13 protein-coding genes, 1 tRNA gene and 1 other RNA gene are annotated in these 14,807 nt (G+C 70.4%); 6 read left to right on the forward strand and 9 right to left on the reverse strand.

The annotated features are described in order from the left end of the window. Positions 1–7: 7 nt before the first annotated feature. The 5 genes from ACIBD9_RS02235 to ACIBD9_RS02255 all read right to left on the reverse strand — a co-directional run bounded on the left by ACIBD9_RS02235 (position 8) and on the right by ACIBD9_RS02255 (position 4,942). Entirely contained in the window at positions 8–970 is a 963-nt protein-coding gene (locus ACIBD9_RS02235; protein WP_238657999.1) for an ABC transporter permease, read from the reverse strand. Beyond that, positions 967–1,971, reverse strand: a complete 1,005-nt coding sequence (locus tag ACIBD9_RS02240) for an ABC transporter permease (protein ID WP_145778530.1) — start codon at positions 1,969–1,971, stop codon at positions 967–969. Before ACIBD9_RS02240 ends, ACIBD9_RS02235 begins: the two co-directional genes overlap by 4 nt. Before the next feature lie 85 nt (positions 1,972–2,056). Further along, positions 2,057–3,718 (reverse strand): ABC transporter substrate-binding protein, encoded by a 1,662-nt coding sequence (locus ACIBD9_RS02245; protein ID WP_396713746.1) that lies wholly within the window; start codon positions 3,716–3,718, stop codon positions 2,057–2,059. Between the two features lie 313 nt (positions 3,719–4,031). Next, the gene (gene recR, locus ACIBD9_RS02250) at positions 4,032–4,625 is read right to left on the reverse strand and encodes a recombination mediator RecR (protein WP_238657997.1); all 594 of its coding nucleotides are present in this window, start codon (positions 4,623–4,625) and stop codon (positions 4,032–4,034) included. Between the two features lie 8 nt (positions 4,626–4,633). After that, positions 4,634–4,942, reverse strand: coding sequence for a YbaB/EbfC family nucleoid-associated protein (locus ACIBD9_RS02255; protein ID WP_007466279.1), 309 nt, complete (start codon positions 4,940–4,942; stop codon positions 4,634–4,636). A gap of 201 nt (positions 4,943–5,143) precedes the next feature. Here ACIBD9_RS02255 and ACIBD9_RS02260 point away from each other — a divergent pair, with 201 nt between their 5' ends. Continuing rightward, entirely contained in the window at positions 5,144–5,830 is a 687-nt protein-coding gene (locus tag ACIBD9_RS02260; RefSeq protein WP_396713748.1) for a DUF998 domain-containing protein, read from the forward strand. 88 nt (positions 5,831–5,918) lie between these two features. Here the strand turns inward: ACIBD9_RS02260 and ACIBD9_RS02265 are convergent, their stop codons facing one another. Then, positions 5,919–9,041 carry a DNA polymerase III subunit gamma and tau gene (locus tag ACIBD9_RS02265; RefSeq protein ID WP_396713750.1) on the reverse strand — a complete coding sequence of 1,041 codons (3,123 nt, stop codon included), beginning with the start codon at positions 9,039–9,041 and terminating at the stop codon, positions 5,919–5,921. A 211-nt stretch (positions 9,042–9,252) separates the two neighbouring features. Then, positions 9,253–9,342: signal recognition particle sRNA small type (gene ffs / locus ACIBD9_RS02270), an RNA gene on the reverse strand. Between the two features lie 82 nt (positions 9,343–9,424). On the opposite strand from ffs, the gene ACIBD9_RS02275 reads away from it, so the two are divergent. Together ACIBD9_RS02275 and ACIBD9_RS02280 are read left to right on the forward strand one after the other, a co-directional pair. Further along, positions 9,425–9,509 (forward strand) — tRNA-Ser (locus ACIBD9_RS02275). 106 nt (positions 9,510–9,615) lie between these two features. Continuing rightward, complete coding sequence (locus tag ACIBD9_RS02280; protein WP_396713752.1) at positions 9,616–10,452, forward strand: class I SAM-dependent methyltransferase; 837 nt, start codon at positions 9,616–9,618, stop codon at positions 10,450–10,452. Positions 10,453–10,552: 100 nt separating this feature from the next. Here the strand turns inward: ACIBD9_RS02280 and ACIBD9_RS02285 are convergent, their stop codons facing one another. Further along, positions 10,553–10,795: a flavin reductase gene (locus ACIBD9_RS02285; protein WP_112604744.1), complete on the reverse strand. Its 243-nt coding sequence runs from the start codon at positions 10,793–10,795 to the stop codon at positions 10,553–10,555. 199 nt (positions 10,796–10,994) lie between these two features. Between ACIBD9_RS02285 and ACIBD9_RS02290 the strand changes: the two genes are divergently transcribed. Next, positions 10,995–11,762: a Scr1 family TA system antitoxin-like transcriptional regulator gene (locus ACIBD9_RS02290; RefSeq protein ID WP_396713754.1), complete on the forward strand. Its 768-nt coding sequence runs from the start codon at positions 10,995–10,997 to the stop codon at positions 11,760–11,762. Then, entirely contained in the window at positions 11,753–11,944 is a 192-nt protein-coding gene (locus tag ACIBD9_RS02295; RefSeq protein WP_396713756.1) for a DUF397 domain-containing protein, read from the forward strand. The genes ACIBD9_RS02290 and ACIBD9_RS02295 overlap by 10 nt, the downstream gene beginning before the upstream one ends. Before the next feature lie 406 nt (positions 11,945–12,350). On the opposite strand, the gene ACIBD9_RS02300 is transcribed toward ACIBD9_RS02295, so the two are convergent. Continuing rightward, positions 12,351–14,009, reverse strand: a complete 1,659-nt coding sequence (locus tag ACIBD9_RS02300; protein ID WP_396713758.1) for a hypothetical protein — start codon at positions 14,007–14,009, stop codon at positions 12,351–12,353. A 181-nt stretch (positions 14,010–14,190) separates the two neighbouring features. Between ACIBD9_RS02300 and ACIBD9_RS02305 the strand changes: the two genes are divergently transcribed. Further along, positions 14,191–14,745: a hypothetical protein gene (locus tag ACIBD9_RS02305; RefSeq protein ID WP_396713760.1), complete on the forward strand. Its 555-nt coding sequence runs from the start codon at positions 14,191–14,193 to the stop codon at positions 14,743–14,745. Positions 14,746–14,807: the final 62 nt, after the last annotated feature.

The raw sequence follows: 14,807 nt of genomic DNA on the forward strand, positions 1-14,807 counted from the left end.
TGCGGGCCTACTTCCGCAGCTTCGGGTCGAGGGCCTCGCGCATCGCCTCACCCAGCAGGGTGAAACCGAGCGCGGTGATGATGATCGCGACCGCCGGGTAGATCGCCAGCGACGGCCGGATGCCGAGGTACTGCTGCGCGTCGGCGAGCATGACACCCCACTCCGGTACGGCCGTGTCCGGGTTACCGAGGCCGAGGAAGGAGAGCGCCGCCGCCTCGATGATCGCGGTGGCCAGGGTCAGCGTGGCCTGCACGATCACCGGGGCGAGCGAATTGGGGACCACGTGGGTCAGCGCAATCTTCGACTTCTTCACGCCGAGCGAGGTCGCCGCCAGCACGTAGTCGCTGTTGGCCTGGGAGATCATCGAGCCGCGCAGCAGCCGGGCGAACACCGGCACCGAAACCACACCGACCGCGATCATCACAGTGGTCAGGCTGGCCCCGAGCAGGGCGGCGATGCTCACCGCCAGCAGCAGGCTCGGCATCGCCAGCAGCATGTCGATGAAGCGCATCAGGGTGGTGTCGATCCACCGCCCCCAGCGGCCACCGAGACCGGCCGCGGCACCGGAGACGCCACCGATCAGCGCGCCGATCGCCAGACCGATCAGGGTGGAGACCACACCGACCAGCAGGGTCTGCCGGGCACCCACGATCATCCGGCTGAACTCGTCACGGCCCTGGTGGTCGTAACCGAACCAGTGGTCACCGGTCGGGCCGGGAATGACACCCGGCTTGATCAGCCCCTCCCGGATGCCGATCGTGTCCGTCGCGGCGTACGGCACGAGGAACGGGCCGACCACCGCGACCAGCACGAAGAGCGCCAGGATGACCGCGCCGACGATCGCGGCGGGGTTACCGCGCAGCCGGCGGAACGCCTCCTGCCAGAGGCTGACGCCCCGCTCGTCGTCACGGGCGGCCAGTTCGGAGAGCCGGTCGATCTTTTCGCGCTTCTTGCCTGGGCTGAGTGTCATCGCACCCTCACCCTCGGGTCGATGAAGCTGTAGGAGAGATCGACCAGGAGGTTCACCAGCACGTACACCACCGCGATGATCAGGATGAAGCCCATCAGCACCGGATAGTCGCGTTGGCCGATGGCCTCGGCGACGAACGCTCCGATGCCACTGAAGGCGAAGACGGTCTCGGTCAGCACCGCGCCGGAGAGCAGGCCACCCGCGAGCAGACCGATCGAGGTGGCCACCGGCAGCATGGCGTTGCGCAGCACGTGCCGGCGACGAACCGTCTGCTCGGTCAGGCCCTTCGCCTCCGCGGTCCGTACGAAGTCCTCGTTCAGCACCTCCAGCACGCTCGCCCGGGTGATCCGGACGATGATCGCCAGCGGAATGCTGGCCAGCGCGATGCTGGGCAACACCAGATGCCAGAGGGCGTCGGCGGCGGCGTCCCACTCACGGGTCATCAACCCGTCCAGGACGAAGAAGTTGGTGACCCGGGTCGCTCCGAGCGTCGGGTCCTGCCGGCCGCTGGACGGGAACCAGTGCAGGTTCTCCGAGAAGATCGCTTTGAGCACGTAGCCCAGGAAGAAGACCGGGATGCAGATGCCGATCAGCGAGCCGCCCACGGACGCGTGGTCCAGGAAACGGCCGCGACGACGGGCGGCCAGGTAGCCCAACGGGATGCCGACACCGATCGCAATGATCATCGCGGTGATGGTCAGCTCGACGGTGCCGGGGAAGCGCTCGATGAACTCCGTGGTGACCGCCCGCTTGGTGGAGGTCGAGGTGCCCAGGTCGAGCTTGATCAGCCGCCGTACGAAACGGCCGTACTGCACCAGGATGGGCTCGTCGAGCCCCATGTTGCGGCGGATGGCGGCACGCATCTCGGGCGTGCCGCGCTCGCCGAGGATGGCGGTCTCGGGGCCGCCGGGGAGACGGCGGAGCCAGATGAAGAGCAGGAGGGAGAGCCCGAACAGCGTGGGTATCAGCTGAAGCAGGCGCCTGACGATGAACCGGAACACGGCGGCCTCGAAGGGGTGCGGAGGGTTGCGGGCGGGCGCTGTGCGACAGCGCCCGCCCGCGTTCCTTGCTGCGTCAGATCAGGACTTACTTGAACTCGGCGGTGGCGTACCGCTCGTCGGTGAGCGGGCTGGCCTTGACGCCGGTCACGTCCTTGCCGAACACGATCGCCGGCGGCGAGTGCGAGATCGGCACACCGGGCAGGAAGTCCATCACGGACTTGTTCAGGGCCTTGTACTTCTCGGTCCGGGCCGCGATGTCGGCGGTGGTGTCCGCGTCCTTGAACTGGTCGAACAGGGCCTTGTTGTTGAAGCCCCACTCGTCCTTCGGCCGGTCGAAGAAGGTGCCGATGAAGTTGTAGGCGTCGCCGTAGTCACCGGTCCAGCCGAGGAAGTGGATGTCGTGCTTGCTACCCGAGGTGGTGGCGTTCAGGTAGTCCGGGCTCCACTTCAGTGGGATCGCCTCGACGGTGATGCCAACGGCCTTCAGGTCCGCCGAGAGCAACTCGAAGATGTCCTTCGGGTTCGGCATGTACGGCCGGGTGACCTCGGTCGGGTAGTGGAACTTCAGCGTCAGGTTCGACGCGCCGGCCTCGGCCAGCAGCGCCTTCGCCTTGGCCGGGTCGTAGGTGTACTTCGTGACGTCACCGTTCCAGCCCTCGACGGTGTCCGGCATGAAGTTGTCGGCGACCTTGGCACCCGGCGGCAGCTTGGAGGTGACCAACTGCTGACGGTTCAGGGCGTACGCGATGGCCTGCCGGACCCGGAGGTCGGCGAGCTTCGGGTTGCCCTTCTGGTTGATCGCCAGGTAGAGCACGTTGAACGCCGGACGGGTGAGGACGTTGAAGCCCTCGCTCTTCAGCGGGTCGACGTCGGCCGGGCCAACCAGGTCGTAGCCCTGGATGTCACCGGAGCGCAGCGCCTGCTTGCGGGCGTTCTCGTCCGAGATCGTCTTGAAGATGAGGGTCTTCAGCTTGGCCTTGGTGCCCGAGTAGTCCTCGTTGCGCTCCAGGGTCAGCGTCTTGTTCGCGACGTCCCAGGCCTTGAACTTGAACGGGCCGGTGCCGGTCGGGTGCTCCGTCGCGTACGCCGGGTACTTGATGTCCTCGGCGGTGCCCGCGACGTTGCTCGCGTCGAACTCCTGCAGCGCCTTCGGGCTGTGGATGGAGAACGAGGGGAGCATCAGCGCGGCCGGGATCTTGCTGGAGACCCGGGTGAAGGACAGGTCCACAGTGGTGGCGTCCTTGGCGGTGCAGGACTTGAAGAGACTCGGCGGGAGGTCCGCGTTCTCGTTCTTGGCGAAGCCGCCCATGACGTCCTGCCAGTACGCGGTCACGTCCGGGCTCTGCATGAGGCCCTTGGCGTTGTACCAGCGGTTGAAGTTGACGCAGACGGCCTCGGCGTTGAAGTCGGTGCCGTCGTGGAACTTCACGCCCGAGCGGAGCTTGAAGGTCCAGGTGGTGCCGGCGGCGTCCGGGGTCCAGGACTCGGCCAGGCCGGGGGTGACTTTGGTGCCACCCTCCTCCGGTCGGACCAGGGTCTCGAAGACCTGACGCGCCACGCGCAGCGACTCACCGTCGCTGGCGAAGCTCGGGTCGAGCACCTTCGGGTCTCCGGCGACGCCGAAGACGAGGGTGTCCTTCTTGCTACCACCGGATTTGTCGTCGCGGTTGCTCTCGGCGCAGCCTGCTACCGCGAGGGCCGCGACCGCGATGGCCGCGATCGCGACCTTCGGCCTGGGTGCACGCATGTGTGCTTCACCTCGTCCTTGGGGGTACGGACAACGTGGTGACAGGGGTCACCGATGGCGGTGACCATAGCTCCCGAGGCGTCCACCCGGAAACCGGTGAGTGGACGGTTGGTATCGGATCGTGCCTCAACCGCCGCTTGACATTCGATTCGTAGGTAAACGGCGGCAAAAACCGATCAATCAGCAACCACGATGCCAAACTGTTACGTCGAACAGCCCCGATGAGGGCACAGGTGTCAGATCATTTCCGGGCAGAGACGCAGCGGTGGCCGGCACCCGCGTGGGTGCCGGCCACCGGCCTTACGTCAGGGGGTCAGACCGCGCGGCGCCCCTCGAAGGCCCGACCGAGGGTGATCTCGTCGGCGTACTCCAGATCGCCGCCGACCGGCAGTCCACTGGCCAGCCGGGTCACCGAGATGCCCATCGGCTTCACCATCAACGCCAGGTAGGTGGCGGTCGCCTCGCCCTCGGTGTTCGGATCCGTGGCCAGGATCAACTCCCGCACGCCACCGCCACCGAGCCGGATCATCAGCTCCCGGATGCGGAGGTTGTCCGGGCCGATCCCCTCCAGCGGATTGATCGCGCCACCCAGCACGTGGTAGCGACCGCGGAACTCACCCGTCCGCTCGATGGCCACCACGTCCTTGGGCTCCTCCACCACGCACAGCACCTCCTCGGTGCGACGCGGGTCGCGGCAGATCCGGCACTGCTCGGACTCGGCCACGTTGTAGCAGGTCGTGCAGAACCGCACCAGCTCCTTGACCTTGCGCAGCGCGCCGGCCAGCCGGTTGACGTCGGCCGGATCCGCGGACAGGACGTGGAACGCGATCCGCTGAGCGCTCTTCGGACCCACGCCCGGCAGCCGACCCAGCTCGTCGATCAGATCCTGGATGGCACCTTCGTACATCTGCCGGCTCAGAAACCGGGCAGGCCGAGGCCGCCCATGCCGCCGGCGACCGGACCCATCTTGCGCTCGGTCAGCTCCCGGGCCGCCTCGGCGGCGTTGTGCACGGCCGCGACGACCAGATCCTCCAGCGTCTCCACGTCGTCCGGGTCGACGGCCTTCGGGTCGATCTTGATGGCCTTGAGCTCGCCGGAGCCGGAGACGGTCGCGGTGACCAGCCCACCACCGGCGGTGCCGGTCAGCTCGGCCTCGGCCAGCTCGGCCTGGGCGGCGGCGATCTGCTGCTGCATCTTCTGCGCCTGCTTCAGCATCTGCTGCATGTTCGGCTGTCCACCTGGGCGCACGGGATGGCTCCTTCTCGCACTCGTCTGCTCGACCGCCGCTCAGCCTATCCGCTGGGACCGACCTCGCCCCGCCCGGTGCGTCCGCCCACGCCGAGCCTCCCGGTACGGCTACCACTACCCCGAACCGGCCATCTGGGGGTAGTGCGCCCGGACCCGTCGCACTGGTCTGCTCGTGGCATGAACCTCAACCGCACCGGCCGGATCGGCGCGCTGTGCTGGCTCGCGGCCGCTCCCCTCTTCCTCGTCGCCAGCCTGATCACCGGGCTGCGGTGGCGCGAGCCGACCTACAGCTGGGCCACCCACAACATCAGCGACCTCGGCAACGCCCACTGCGGCATCTGGGACACCACCCGCCCCCGCTACGTCTGCTCGCCCTGGCACCCCCTGATGAACACCGCGACGCTGGCCACCGCCGTACTGCTCGCCGCCGGGCTCCTACTGACCTGGCGGATCCTCGGCCACGGCCCGGTGGTGCGCTCGGCCCAGACACTCCTGCTGCTGGCCGCCGGCGGATACGCCCTAGCGGCCGTCTACCCGGCCGACATCGACGAGAACCTGCACGTCCTCGGCGCATTCCTGATCATGGGGGTGGGCAACATCGGCCTGCTCCTAGCCGGCTTCGCACCGCGCGGCACGACGCTCGGCCGGTGGCGACGACTCACCCTCACCGCCGGGCTCATCGCGCTGGCCGGGACGACGCTGTTCTTCGCCCAGCAGGGCCTCGGGATCGGGGTAGGCGGCATGGAACGGGTAGCCGTCCTACCCTTCCCCCTCTGGGCCTGCTGCCTCGGCGTCCTGCTAGCCGAGCCGTCGACCGCCCCCGCCCCCGCCCGCGTCGATCACTCCCGCCCGCGTCGATCATGAGGTTGTGGTGCCGGAATAGGTCAGCAACGGGCGAATTGCCACCCACCACAACTCCATGATCGACGGTGCGGGCGGCCGGGGGGTTGGGTTAGCGGGCGTCGACTTCGTTGATCTTTTCGGCGCCGAAGGTCTCCCGGAGCAGCCGTACCGCTTGCTCCTCGCTGGACTCCCGCGCGGTCTTCTCGTCGATGATCTCGTCCAACGGCTCGTCGCCCGGGTCGAACCCCTCAAAGGCCGGGGCCGGGGCCGCCGCGCCACCGGACCGGCCGCCGGCCCGCGCCGGGCCGTCGTAGTCCGGGTCGTAGGGCGGCTCGCCGGCCCATTCGGCGTCCGCGACAGGCCGGGCTGCCGCTCCGGTACGCGCACCGCGCCCCGCCGCCGCCGCGCGAGCCGCGGCGATGGCGCTGCTCACCGGGGCACCACCGGCTGTCGCCGGCTGCCGGGCCGCCGGCGTCGGGTTACCCCGCCCGCCCGGCTTGCCGCCACCGGCCGCTACCCCGGGACCGCCCGAACCGCCTGGTCCGGTGCCGTTCGCGCCACCGCCGTTGGGGCCACCGCCGTTGCTGCCGCTCCCGTTCGTGCCGGTCGACGCCGGTGCGGAGTGGGCGCTCGAATCGTTTCCGGCCGACGCGCCGCCGGGTCGGGCGGCCTCCGGCCAGTCCTCGTCATCCGTCGCCTCGCCGGCCGGGGGCGCACCGCCGCCGGGACGGGCCGGCTCCGGCCAGTCGCCTTCGTCGTCCGCCGGGGCGGACGGCGCTGCGACCTGCCCACCGGCACCGTGACCACCGGCACCGCCACGCGAAGCCGGGCCGGCAGCGCCGGTCGGGTGCGCCGCGCTCGGCGGGGCGTTCGTCGGGCCGGTGACTGCGGTCGGGGTGTTTGGTGCCGCACTCCCCGGCCCGGCGGCATACGCACTTGGCGCTGCGTTCGAGCCTGACGCGGGGTTCGAGCCCGGCGCGGCTGGCGCCGCGCTCGTCGAGCCCGGCACGGCGTTCGAGCCCGGCACGGCGTTCGAGCCCGGCACGGCGTTCGAACCCGGCACGGCGTTCGAACCCGGCACGGCGTTCGAGCCCGGCACGGCGTTCGAGCCCGGCACGGCGTTCGAGCCCGGCACGGCGTTCGAGCCCGGCACGGCGTTCGAGCCCGGCACGGCGTTCGAGCCTGGCGCGGGGTTCGAGCCTGGCGCGGGGTTCGAGCCTGGCGCGGGGTTCGAGCTTGGGACGGCTGGCGGCGCGCTCGTCGGGCCGGCGGCGGTAGTCGGCGTCGGGGTGTTCGGCGCGGCGGGCGGCGTGTCCGACGTGGCTGGCGGCGCGGCGGGTCGGGGCGGTGCGGCGGATTGCGAGCGGGCTGAGCCGGACAGCGACACGCCACCACGCTCGCCGGCCACCTCGCACCGGATCTGCCAGCGCCCGCCCAACTCCTCGTAGAGCGCGTCGGTGAGCACCGCCGCGTGGTCGGCCATCATCTTGGCCAGCACGGTGGACTTCACCGTCAGCACCAGCATGTCGCCGTCGAGTTCGCGGACGACCGCGTCCCGCATCAGGGCAGCGATCCGTTTGTTGGTCCGGTTGACCTTGCCGACCACGTCGGGCCAGACGCGGCGGACCGCGACCGCGTCCAGCGCGGCGGCCGGCGCGCCCGGTCGGGGCGGCGCGGGCGTGGCCGGGTCGGGCAGCACCGCCGACGGTGGCACCACGCGACGCGGGGCCGGCCCGGCGGGCGAGACTGGTGCGGCCTGGTCAGCGGGGCCCGACCCGGTCGACGCGCCGGGGGACGCCGGGATCGGCGAGTCGGCCGCCGAGACGTACGAGGCCGGTGCACCGGAGGTCGGAGCGGGCGAGGCGGGTGCCCCGGTGACCGAGGCCGCCGGGGCGGGAGCGCCCACAGCGTTCTGGGTCGGGGACGCTGCCGGGTCGACCGCCCACGGCGGTGCGGAGGTCGGGGCGTTCGCGGGTGCCGGGGTGGCGGCAGCCGGGACCGGGGTGGCTGGCTGTGGGCGTACCCCTGGGTTGTTGGTTGGCGCGGCGGCCGACGGCGCGTCGGTGCCGCTCAGGGTGAGCCGGCGTTCCATCCGTTCGAGGCGCTGGAGCAGGCCGCCGGTGGAGTCGTCCACGCCGGGCAGCAGCATCCGGGCGCAGATCAGCTCCAGCAGTAGGCGCGGCGCGGTGGTGCCGCGCATCTCCACCAGGCCGTCGTGCACGATGTCGGCGCAGCGGGAGAGCGTGGCCGGGCCGAGTTGCGAAGCCTGGGCGGCCATCCGCTCGATCTGGTCGGCCGGACCGTCGATGAGGCCCTTCGCGGCGGCGTCCGGCACCTGCTGGATCACGATCAGGTCGCGTAGCCGCTCCAGCAGGTCGGAGGCGAACCGGCGCGGGTCGTGCCCGGCCTCGGCGACCCGGTCGACGGTGGCGTACGCGGCGGCGCCGTCCCCGGCGGCCAGCGCGTCGCACATCTCGTCGATCAACGCGGCGTCGGTGACCCCGAGCAGGGCGGCGGCCCGTGCGTAGCTGACGCCCTCCGGACCGGCCCCGGCGATGAGCTGGTCGAGCACGGAGAGGCTGTCCCGGGCGCTGCCGCCACCGGCACGGACCACCAGCGGGAAGACCGCCGGTTCGACGGAGACGCCCTCGGCCTGGGTGAGCTGCTCCAGGTACGGGCGGAGCACCTTCGGCGGGATCAGCCGGAACGGGTAGTGGTGGGTTCGCGAGCGGATCGTGCCGAGGACCTTCTCCGGCTCGGTGGTCGCGAAGATGAACTTGACGTACTCCGGAGGCTCCTCGACCAGCTTGAGCAGGGCGTTGAAGCCCTGGGTCGAGACCATGTGCGCCTCGTCGATGACGTAGATCTTGAAGCGGCTGCTGGCCGGCGCGAAGAAGGCGCGCTCACGCAGCTCGCGGGCGTCGTCGACACCACCGTGGCTGGCCGCGTCGATCTCGATCACGTCGATCGAGCCGGCGCCGTCGGTGGCGAGCGAGCGGCAGGACTCACACTTGCCGCACGGCTCCGGGGTGGGGCCCTGCTCACAGTTGAGCGAGCGGGCCAGGATCCGGGCGCTGGAGGTCTTGCCGCAGCCGCGTGGGCCGGAGAAGAGGTAGGCGTGGTTGAGCCGTCCGCTGCGCAGCGCCTGCGACAGCGGCTCGGTCACGTGCTCCTGACCGATGACCTCAGCGAAGGTACGCGGCCGGTACTTGCGGTAGAGCGCCAGCGTCACTCGTCCCGCCTCCTCTCGACCGAGCCATTCTGCGCCGGTCGGGCGCGGGTGACCACCCACCACCCCGGGGCGCCTGGGCCTTCGGACCTGATCGACTCGGCTTCCCGGCCGCCGGGCTTGATCGACTCGGCTTCCTGGAAACCGCGGTGTCCGTGTGGCCGGGACACCGCGACATCACGGATGCCGAGTGGATCAACCGGCCCACAGACAAAAAGGCCTCCCGTGCACCCGGCAGAGCTCGCTTATCCTTGCTGCCTTCCGGCCCTGGGGAGGTTCACGAGATACCGCCGCACGGGAGGTGACGCCCAGCCTACCCGACCGCCCGTCGATCTTCAGGGGGTGGTGGGGTGGCCCGGCCGACACGGGCCTGTATCCTGGCTCGCGGAGGATTCGCCTAGAGGCCTAGGGCGCACGCTTGGAAAGCGTGTTGGGTTTACACCCTCACGAGTTCGAATCTCGTATCCTCCGCTCGCTTGAGCAGCACGAACGACAGGGCCGGCCCCAACGGGGACCGGCCCTGAATCGTCTGTGCGGTAACCGCCTGTACGCTCGGCTTTGTGGTCTCATCGACGTCGTGACCGACGCGGTGTGGGAGTGGGACGAGACCTTGTACGCGGGCAGCGCCAGCCACTACAGCGTCGGCCGGATGCCCTATCCACCCAGCCTCGCCGAGGCGATCGGCGCAGCGCTCGACCTCGACGGCACCGGGCGACTCCTCGACGTCGGCTGTGGGCCCGGATCGGTGACGCTGGTGCTCGCGCCCTTGTTCGAGGCGGCGGTGGGCGTCGACGCGGACCGGGACATGCTCGTCGTAGCCCAGCGCAGAGCCGGCGAGGTCGGGGCCACCAACGTCGAGTGGCGCCACCTGCGCGCCGAGGCCCTTCCGGCCGACCTGGGTACGTTCCGGGTGGTCACGTTCGCCCAGTCGTTCCACTGGATGGACCGGCCGCTCGTGGTTGGTCGCGTCCGCGACATGCTCACGCCCGACGGGGCCTGGGTCCACGTCGGCGCCAACACGCACCAGGGCGTGACCCGGGACGACCGGCTGCCGTACCCCCGACCGCCCTGGCAGCAGATCGACGAGCTGGTGGCGAGCTACCTGGGACCGGTCCGCCGGGCCGGGCAGGGCTTGTTGCCGACGGGCACCCCCTCCGGTGAGGGGGAGATCATGCGCGCGGCGGGCTTCACCGGCCCCACCCGGATCACTGTCGAACAGGGGATGGTGGTGGAGCGCACCGTGGACGAGGTCACCTCGGCGGTGTTCTCGCTCTCCAGTGCGGCGCCACACCTGTTCGCCGACCGGCTCCCGGCCTTCGAGGCGGACCTGCGCCAGCTTTTGATCACGGCGGCACGGAACGGCCGCTTCGCCGAACGACGCCGCGACATCGACGTGGCGATCTGGCGCCCCTGACGCTCGGCCAGGCGCGGGCGCCTGACGCTCGGTCGGCGTGCGCCCAGGCGAGAAAGCGTTCGGTCAGGCGCGGCGCGGGCCCAGGGCGGGAAGCGCTCGATCAGGCGCGGGCGCGGGCCCAGGAGAGGAAGCGGTCGGTCAGTCGGGCCGGGTCGACGTCGGTGAGGTGTTCGCCGGCCTCCGTCTGTAGCGTCGCCAGGTAGACGGTCAACGCGAGCCGGTCGTGTCGGTACTCGCCGAGCAGCCGCAGCTTCGCCGCCGAGCATGGCCAGGCGATGCCGCACGCGGCGCAGCGCCAGGTGGGCCGGGTCGGCAGGTGGTTCCGGTAGCGGCGGCGGGGCATGGACGGACCTCCTGCGCGGTGGACGGGGGGCCGCCCCGCCTCCCCGTCGGGGCGACCCCCGGACTGACGCCGACCGCCGGGCTCCTACGCCTCCACCGGTCGCGCCGTCTTCTGTGGACCACCTTCGGGTGAGTTACGAGACAGATACACCGCGTAGCTATATGGTCTCCAGATATTTAGGACATCCGATGGAGGAGCCGTGAACGATGCGCTCCGGGTGGCGCTCAGCGACACCGGGCACACGACCGAATCCCTCGCCGAGACCGTCGGCGTCGACCCGAAGACCGTGGGGCGCTGGTTGACCGAGGACCGCATCCCGCATCCGCGGCACCGACTGGCGGCAGCGGAGGCGCTGCACAAGGACGTGTCGGACATCTGGCCAGACACTTCGAGACGTCGTGACCCCATCTGGTTCCGTCCGTGGCAGGAGATCGAGCGCGAGGCGGTGTCACTTCGCTGGTTCGAGTCGACAGTTCTGCCGGGGTTGCTGCAGACCGAGGCGTACGCCCGCGCGGTGCTGGGCGGCGCGGGCCTGATCCCCCGGGGTGAGATCGAGCGGCATCTCACCGTCCGACTCGGCCGGCAGGGCGTGCTCAAGCGGGACGACCCGCCGCAGTTCACGGCGGTCGTCGACGAGGCGGTCATCCGCCGTCCGGTGGGCGGCCGGTCGACGATGCGCGCGCAACTGTTGGCCGTGGTGGCGGCGTGCGCCGAGCCGCACATCCGGGTGCACGTCGTGCCCAGCACGGTCGGCGCCTACGCCGGCCTCAACGGGCCGTTCGTGATCGCGCACAGCCACGACCACCGGGTCGCCGGCTACCTCGACAACCAACTCCAGGGACAAGTCGCTAGCGATCCCGACGACATCGCCGCCATGATGGCGGCATGGGAGAACGTGCGCGGGGAGGCGTTGTCCCACCGGCAGTCGGTCGACCTCATTCAGGAAGTGGCGGAGTCATGGAGCTGAACGGCGCCCGGTGGCGCAAGAGCAGCCGCAGCAGCGGCAACGGCGGCGCCTGTGTCGAGGTCGCCGACAACCTGCCCGACGTCGTCGGCGTACGGGATTCGAAGGACCCGACCGGCCCGGCGCTCGCCTTCGCGCCAGCGGCCTGGCGTGCGTTCGTCGCCCAGCTCGCCCGGCGGGCCTGAACGGCCCCGACGACCGTCGCAGCTCCGACCGCTACCCGGCCCTGACGGCCCGGATGCGGCCCACCCCCTCAAGTTCGTCGAGATCTTGGACAGTTTCCGTTCGCACGGAACGGAAACTGTCCAAGATTCGGAGACTTGGTGCCGGAAGGCTTGCTGGGCGGGCACCGTCGCACCGGTAGCGGCCGGCGCGACCGTCTGCCTGCCGGGTTCGACCGTCGCCGACAGGCCGCTCCACGATCGCAGACAGGCAGGTCCACGACGACAGGGCGGCGGACCATCGCCGACAGGCAGGTTGAGCGGCGCCGGCGGGCCGGCCGACCGTCGGCTCACGGCATGTTCACGGCCGGTATACGCGCGAACGCCCGGCAGGTCCACGACGGACCGGCCGGGCGTTGCTGCGCTCAGCTCAGAACAGCGAGCCGCCACTCTGCGGCCCGGCGATCCGGAGACCGTAACGCTGGGGCCAGATGATCTCCGTCCGCTCGGACAGGCCACTCCACGTCTTGTTCTGCGGTACGAGCCCGCTGGCCGAACCGTAGAACGGATTGATCACTCCGGACGGGTATCCGGACGGGTCACCGCTGACCTCTTCCCCGGGCGACGCCACGACGGCGTCGAGCCCGCCGGTGCGGTCGAGGTTCAGCAGAGCGACGGTGGAGCCGAACCTGTCGCCGTTCTCGGCCCCGTCCGGCACAGCCGAGTGGTTCTGGTCGAACGCCTGCGCACCGGACCCCGTCAGCCCGGCGGCGGACCCCTTGAGCAGGGTGATGCTGCCGGCCGCGGTCCGCGAGCCGATCTGGTCGCCGGGGGCCCCGACCAGCACGTCCGCCCTGCCGTCGCCGGTCACATCGCCGACCGCGAGCGCCCCGCCGAAGTATTCGTCATTCCCAGGATCGCCCGGTACGCCGGCCGTGCGCTGCGTGATGATCTGTACCCCGCTGCCGGACAGGCCACTGGCCCGACCGACGAAAGCCGCGACGAGGCCGCCGTTGATGTGCGGGGTCTGGGCGCCGGGGGCTCCGGCGATCACCTCACCCAACCCGTCGCCGTTCACGTCGCCGACCGCCAGCGCGTCGCCGAGGTACCACGCGTAGGTGTCGGTCCCATCGTTCGTCTGTACCACCGAACCGGTGACCGAGGTGGCGCCGGTCGGGGACACACCGCTCGGCGAACCCCACATCAGGGTGACCATGCCACTGCCGTCCCAGGTCACGCCGTCGTTCTCCCGAGGAGCGCCGATGACCAGGTCGTTGTACTTGTTGTTGTCGACCTTGCCGATGGCGAGCGTGTAGCCGAACTGGTCGTTACTCTCCGCCGCGCCGGGTACGGCAGCCAGGTCCTGCTGGAGGTGCTGCGCCCCGGTGCCGGTGAGGCCGGCCGACCCGCCGAAGAGGACGGTGACAGCCCCGGCGGTCGCCTTGCTTCCGATCGCCTCACCGAAGGCGCCGATGGCGAGGTCGTCGCGGCCGTCCCCGTTGATGTCACCGGCCGCGAGCGCGGCACCGAACCGGTCGAGGTCCTCCGGACTGTCCGGAACACCAGGCGAATCCTGATTGAAGTGCACTGCCGAGTCGACAGCCAGGCCAGTGCCACTACCCGGAATGACCCAGAGTCCCCCGGCGTGGGTCTTGTTCTTGGGATCCGGCTCGTCAGGATCGCCGATTGCCAGGTCGTCGAAACGGTCGCCGTTGAAGTCCCCCGCGACGAGCGCCATGCCGAAACAGACGCAGCCGCCGCCATCCGCCAGGGTGCCCATGAGGTAGTCGACCTTCGGGGCCGACGAGTAGCGCACCTGGACCACGCCAGAAGGCTCCTTCGGCAGCGTGTAATCGGACGGGTCGCTGGTGGCCGCGATGTCGTCGACACCGTCGCCGTCGAAGTCGGAACGGCCGAGACCCGTGCCCCGAAACCTTGTCGGCGTCTTCATCCAGGACACCTTGTGGTGTTGGAGAACAACGCCGTCCCGGGTGATCGTCCGAACGCTTTCCGCAGCCTTCGCCGGAGCACTGAGCACCAGGCTGGCTAAGACGGTGGGAAGAACGAGAAAAGATAAGCTTCGCCGCATAGAGACCCCGTTTCGATAGGTGCCTCGACACCATAGGTGGGCGATTAGGTTGCCGAAATGAGACGAACGGGTAGTGGGCTGGAGGGACCGGTGCGGACGGCGGGTACCGTCCGGGAGCCGACGGGCCGGGAGCCGTCGTACACATGTTCTATCCACAGGCTGTGGACGGCGGAGGGACCTGATGGCTTACCAGCTCAGCGCGGTGGTCGCGGACGCTGAGCTGCTCCGCGAGCAGACCGCCGAGCTGGATCACGCGGTCCTCGGCGAGTTGCGCCAGGACTTCGCGTTGCTGCCGGTCACCCCGCAGTTGGTGGTCGAGCTGACCGGGTCCCTGCCGGATTTCGCGACGGACGACCGGAGCGCCGCGCGCCCGTTCGGCCTGGTGTTGTCGACGGCGCTGGTCGAGGTGCTGACCAGCTGGTCGCAGTCGGGGCCGGTGGCCTACCTGGAGGCGGAGTTCGGCGGTGGCGCCGGCTACCAGTCGGCGGCGGTGTGGTTGGGCGGGGCGCTGTCCTGGGGCCCGAGCTTCGACGACGAGTTGGACGCGCCGCGCGAGCGGTGGCCGATCAACGGGGCGCTGACCCGACTGGGCGTCGAGCCCGGCACGTGGATCGACCCGTTCGCCGAACTGGGGTTGCACCTGGAGCGGAACACCGACGGCTGGCTGGCGCACGGGCGGCGTCGACTCAGCGCCGACTACTGGGACGAGCTGGTCGAACAATGGGAAAACCAGTAATCCGGCCACCGGCAGCAACCTGAACGCTCCCGTTCCGTTGGGGACTGGGGGATTCCATGAAA

It is taken from the genome of Micromonospora sp. NPDC050784 (assembly GCF_044456765.1).
Taxonomy (GTDB): domain Bacteria; phylum Actinomycetota; class Actinomycetes; order Mycobacteriales; family Micromonosporaceae; genus Micromonospora; species Micromonospora foliorum.